At 74.0% G+C, this 5,917-nt stretch carries 1 protein-coding gene and 1 pseudogene; both read left to right on the forward strand.

The window, feature by feature from the left end; translation table 11 throughout:
* The coding region (locus VHB27_RS09780) for a hypothetical protein (protein WP_325599746.1) at nucleotides 1-4,251 on the forward strand (4,251 nt) is incomplete at its 5' end.
* A gap of 356 nt (nucleotides 4,252-4,607) precedes the next feature.
* Nucleotides 4,608-5,917, forward strand: a pseudogene (locus VHB27_RS09785) (alpha-2-macroglobulin); the annotation flags it as partial.

The raw sequence follows: 5,917 nt of genomic DNA on the forward strand, positions 1-5,917 counted from the left end.
GCGCCGGCGGCCGCGATGCTGGTGCGGTTCCATCTCAACGGCAACGGCGCGCGCGAGGGCGCCGCGCAGGTGCTGGCGTCCCCCGGCGTGCCGGCGATCGGACCCGGCAGTGCCTGGCGGGCGCGGTTCAACCTGCGCGGCGACACGACCCTGCTGTTCCGCGTCACGGCCCCCGTCACGGTCGGCGTCCATGCCGACGGGCCACCGCTAACGGCCCGTGTCACCACGCCCGAGGGGGCGGTGATGAACGCCCAGGGCGGCGGCGCGGTCGCATCGTCCTGGGCGCTGTCGCCGGGCTGGTACGTGCTGGTGCTGACGCCGAAGCCCGGCGCCGTCGGGCTGCTGGACCTGACCCTGGGACCGCGGGGCGTAACGCCGCCGCAGCCCGAACCCGCCGGTCCCGACGCGCCCGACCTGTCGCTGGGCGAGCAGACCATCGACGCGCAGTCCCAACTCGCCGTCCTGGCCAACCGCGTGCCGGACACCGCGTCCGTGCTGTCGGCGCGCGCCCTGCCGGTGGAGATCGCCGACTCCCCGCTGGTCGAGACGCTCCAAGCCGGCCAGTCCGCGACGCGGGAGGTCCACACGCGCCTGGCCGGGACGCTGACGCTGCGCGACGTCGCCAGCCCCGAACCGCTGGAAACCCGGCCGGTCGCGGCCGGAGCGACGGTTCAGGTCGCCCTGCCGGCGGCCGATCATCCGCGCACCCTGGCGGTCGCGCTGCTGCCTGCCGCCGCCACCGCGACACCCGCGCCGGCGCCGGCGGTTTCGCTGCCTGTCCTGCAGGCCGGCACGCCGGCATTCCTGGACCTGAAGCGCGACGAGCAGGCCAGCTTCGCGCTGACGGTGGCCCAAGGCGGGCTCTACCAGGTCCAGACCACCGGGCGGCTGAAAACCGCCGGCCGCATCGGCACCGCCTTCATTCCCGACCTGGGCGAGGCGAACGCGAACGGCGTCGGCAACAACATGCTGCTGCAACGCTATCTCCGCGCCGGCCTCTACCACCTGGACGTGACGGCCCATGATTCGGCCGGCCGGCTGGGGATCGTCGCCGCTTCCACTCCATTGCCCGAAGGCGCCACCCTGCTGCCCGGCGGCAGCGTCCGCGCGACGCTGATGCCCGGAAGCGGCGTCGCGTTCCCGATCCACATCGAGACCGAGGGCCGCTACCACCTCGACCTGCTGGGCGACGGCCGGACGTTGTCGGCGCGGCTGGAGGATGCCGACGGCTGGCCGCTCCGCGCCGCCGGCGACCTCACGTCGATCGACCAGGACCTGTCCCCCGGCCGCTACCGCCTCATCGTCCAGCCTGCGAGCGTCGACGTTCGGGTTGTCGCGCGCCTGCGCCGGATCGAGACGCCGGTGGCACTGACGGGCCATGGGCCGCATCCGCTGCCGTTCGAGGCAACGCAGGCGCTGCAATGGCGGGAGCCGGCGGCGCGCGGCGATCCGCGCGATCCGGATGTGTGGACCTTCAGCCTTGCCGGCCCGGCCAAGGTGACGCTGACCCTGACCGGCGACGGGATGACGGCGGCGCTGCAGGCGGACCCGCCGTCGGCGGCGCCGCTGGCCAGGTTCGTGGCCGGCCAGCCGCTGGCCATCGACCTGCCGGCAGGGCAATACCGCGTCCTGGCCAGCGCCCTGGGCCGGAACGACCGGCTGGACTACACGATCAGGCTGCATAGCGATCAGCTGCAGCCGGGCGTGCCGCGGCTTGTGACGCTGCCGGCCGACCTGCCGTTCGCGATCGCCGCGCCCCGGGTGGTGAACCTGACCAGCTTCGGCCGCACCCCTCTGCGCGCCGAGTTGCGCGACGCGGCAGGGACGGTGCTGGCGCGCACGGCGGGACGGACCGATGACTGGAGCATCGCGGTCTCCCGCCAGTTGGCCGCCGGGTCGTATCACCTGGTGCTGTCGACCTTGGCGCCCCCGGCCGGCGGTCAGGCCACTCAGGACGGCGACAACACCCAGGCGGCCGACCAGGACACCGGCGACAGCAGCGGGATGGCCGGGGACTCCGGGGACGACCAGGGCAGCAGCCAGGACGCCTCCGACCAAAGCGCAGGCCAGGGTGGGCAGGACGCCGACCAGAACGCCGATCAGGGCGGGTCCGGCCAGGGAGCCGACCAGTCCACCCCAAGCGATTCCGACCAGGATCAATCCGCCGGCCCCCCACCCGCTCGGACCGAGATCACCCTGTCCCTGCCGCAAGACCAGCCGGACACAGCACTGCCCGCCGCCGGCACGCTGCGGCTGCCCGGAACCGGCGTGCAGCACGTCACCCTGCCCACCGCTCCGGCGGGCGGCCTGTTGGTGGCAGCGGCGGAAGCGCCGGTCGAGATCATCCTCGCCCTCGAACAGCGCGACGCCGGCGGCACCTGGCGGACCATCGGCCAAAGCCAGGGACTGGCGCCGGTGATCGGCGTGCCGGTGCCCGAGGGCACCATCCCCCAGGGCACCATCCCCCAGGGCACCATCTCCGAGGGCACCATCGCCTGGCGCGCTTCGGCCTGGACCGTGGATGGCGGGACCGTGCCGATCCAGTTCGCCGCGCGGGCGGTCTCGGCGCCCCCTGCTCCGGTCGGGACCGTGGCCCTGACGAAAGTCCCGCTCGACGGCATCACGCAGCCCTGGTTCGCCGCGTCGGTGGCGGATCCCGGCGCGCTGATGCTGCACGCCAGCGCCCCCGATGCCGCCCTCCTGGCCAGTTCGGCGCCGGACCAGCCAGCCGAACCGCCGCCCAACGCGACGATCGCGGCGCAGTCGGAGCGTGTGTGGCTGCTGGCGCCGCACCAGGGCGCGGTGCGCCTGTCGGCCGTCCAGACGGCGCCCGGCGCGCCGCTTGGCGTTGCCGTTCCGGCCGGCGGGCATGCGATCCTGCCAGCCGCGTCCGGTCCTTGTGCCTATGTCGCCAGCTCCGGCCTGGGCCAGCCCGGGATCGATGCCGGCCGCGGCTTCGGCGTGGCGTCCAGTGACACATCCAGCGGTGTATCCGGCGGGGCCTTCGCACTATGCGGCGGCAAGACGGTCACCGCCTGGAACGCCGGCGGCGGTGATCCACTGCGGCTGGCCCTGCGCACCATTCCGCTGGCGGCGCGGCCCGAGGCGCCGGTCGACCAGGCCTATGCCGGGCTGGTCCCACCACACGCCATCCTGAAGCTGCGCCTGCCGGCCGGGGCCAAGCGGATCGATGTCAGCCTCGCCGCCGGCACAGCGCTGGTGACGCCAGCGGCCGATCCGGTGACCGTCTGGTCCGGCGGCGCGGCGCTCAGCCGCAGCCTGACCGGGTCCTGGACGACCGCGGAACTGGTGAACACGACGGACGCGCCCACACCGGCGGCGGTGACGGTCCTGCCGGTCGAGGCGCCCTGGACCCTCGCGGCCGGGCAGGTGTTCCGCCGCTTCTTCGGCGCGGCCGGATCGTTCAGCCTGCCGGTCGCCGCGCAGGCCGGACAGCGGCTGATGGTCGCCGGCGACGCGACGGCCATCGTGCAGCAGGCCGACGGACGGGTCCGGCAAGGCGCGGCGATCGCCCTCGACGGGCCAGGTCGAGCGGATGTGAGGCACGGCACGGGGGCGGTGGCACTTTGGATCGAGGGGCCGGGCGTCTCGCCCTGGCCCGCCGCCACGCCGCGGGACGTCTCCCTGCCGCAGCGCGTCACCCTGGAGGGCCAGGCGATGGCGCTGCGTCTCTCGCCCCCCGCGCCGGTCCTGCTGCGGCTGTCGAGTTCGGCGCCGGTGATCCTGGCCCTGGGCGAGGAAGCGCCGGTGCTGTTCGGCCAGGGCGCCGCGTTCGCGCGCTACCTGCCGGCCGGCGCGGCCACGCTGCGCCTGCTGGCGCCGCAGGACGGCCCGCTCTCCGGATCGCTGGACCTGTCCGCCACCCCGGTCACCAACGTCGCCGAGGGCCTGGGCGCACCGGTCGCCATCCCGCCGGGCGGCGCGGCCGTGTTCGGCTTCACCGTCACTGCCGGCGGGCCGGTCGGGCTGGGCGTGCGCGCCGACCCCGACCGCGTCGCGGCGCGGCTGCTGGATGAGCACGGGACGGTGCTGGAGACCGGCGTGTCGATGCTGCGGACCCTGGCGCCCGGCCATTACCTGCTGGAAGCCAGCGTCCCGCCCGACGCCCCGACCGTGCTGGCACGGCCCGCCGTGCTGGGCATCGCGCCGCATCCCAACCCCCCTCCACCGGACGTGATCCGCGGCCTGCTGCTGGCCGCCGGCCTCACCCCACCCGACAGCGCCCGCTGAGCGACAGGAGACCGACCATGCTGCCGCTTCGGCGTCTTTTCTCAACGGTCCGGCACGATGACCTCCTCCGGGACCTCTTCCGGGACCTCTTCCGGGACCTCTTCCGGTGGCGGCGGTTTGGTGCCCCTTGGGCATCGGTCGCGGATGGTACGGGTCCCTGCGGTACGACCCACTGCGGTACGACCCACTGCGGTACGCCCCCCTGCGGTACGCCCCCCTGCGGCACCGGCCCCTCCGCCCGCCGCGATGGGTGGTGCCTTGTCCCCCTGCTGATCGCCTGCCTGGCCCTGCTGCCGGTCCCGGCCCGTGCAGCGGACGCACCGCCGCCGCCCGAACAGGCGCAGCGGGTCGACGGCGTGCTCGCCGTCCCGGACCATTTCCTCCGGCCCTGGGATCCGGTGACGATCTTCTTTCCCGCCGATACGGGTCCGGCCCAGGCTGGTCCCGAGGACCATCCCGAACGCTTCGTCACCATGACGCCGGCGCAGCCCGGTGCGTGGCGCTGGCTGGGGCCGCGCGTGCTGCAGTTCCGTCCGGCCGAACCCTGGACTCCGCTGCAGCGCGTACGGATCGCCGCCGGTCCGCGCAACCTGACCTTGGTGCCGCTGCTGCCCGAACCGGTGCAGACCGCGCCGCAGGACCAGCCGGAGGGCATCGCCAACCTCGACACGATCAGCCTGACCTTCCCCGGCCCGGTCGATCCGGCCGCGCTCGCCCGACTGCTGACGATCGAGCTGCGGCCCCTGCCCGGCATCGACTCTGCCGGCAGCCAGACGCTGACGCGCGAGGATTTCGACATCAAGCCGCTGGAGCGGGCCAATCGCGGCGACAAGCAGACCTACCTGGTGATGCTGCACCAGCCGTTGCCGGACCGGCGGCGGGTGGTCCTGCGGCTGCGGCTGTCAGACGAGCCGGGACTGGACGATCCGATCTTCTCGCTGGCGCTGCGGACGGCGACGCCGTTCGTGCTGAACACGCTGCAATGCGGAGATGGCTACAACGCAGCCTCGGCGGATGGACTGACGACCTGCTCGCCCAGTCCTGACAATGCCTCGACGCCGCAGCGGCGACGGATCGACCTGACCTTCTCGGCCGCGCCGGCGGCGATGGATATCCTCAAGGCGCGCAATGCGTTCCGGATCAGCCCACCGGTCGACGACCTGAAGGTCGCGGCCGACGACAGCGCGCCGCAGATCATCCATCTCAGCGGCGGTTTCGCCGCCGACACGGCCTACACGCTGCAACTCGCGCCCGGCAGCCTGACGGATCAGCGCGGCCGGAGCCTGTCTGGTCCGGCCCAGGCCCTGCGCTTCGCCTTCCGCCCCTCGCCGCCGCGCCTGACATGGGACGCGTCGCAGGGCATCGTCGAACGGGACGGACCGCAGATGGTGCCGGTGCGCGGCCATGGCTATGCGCATGCCGACCTGCGCATCCAGCGCATCGACCCGCTGGATCGCGACTTCTGGCCCTGGCCCAACGACGGCGTCGAAACGGCGGACGCCGACGCGCCGACGCTGCCGGGCAACGAACCCGCCGCGTGGACCGCCGCCGCCTCCATCCGTGCGCGGGACATCGCCGCGCGGATCAAGGCGCTGGGCTCGCCGTCGGTGTCGGAGCTGGTGACGCTGCCGGACATCGCCGGCGGAGCGGAAGCGAAGTTCGGCAT

It is taken from the genome of Rhodopila sp., from assembly GCF_035548235.1.
Taxonomy (GTDB): Bacteria; Pseudomonadota; Alphaproteobacteria; order Acetobacterales; family Acetobacteraceae; genus Rhodopila.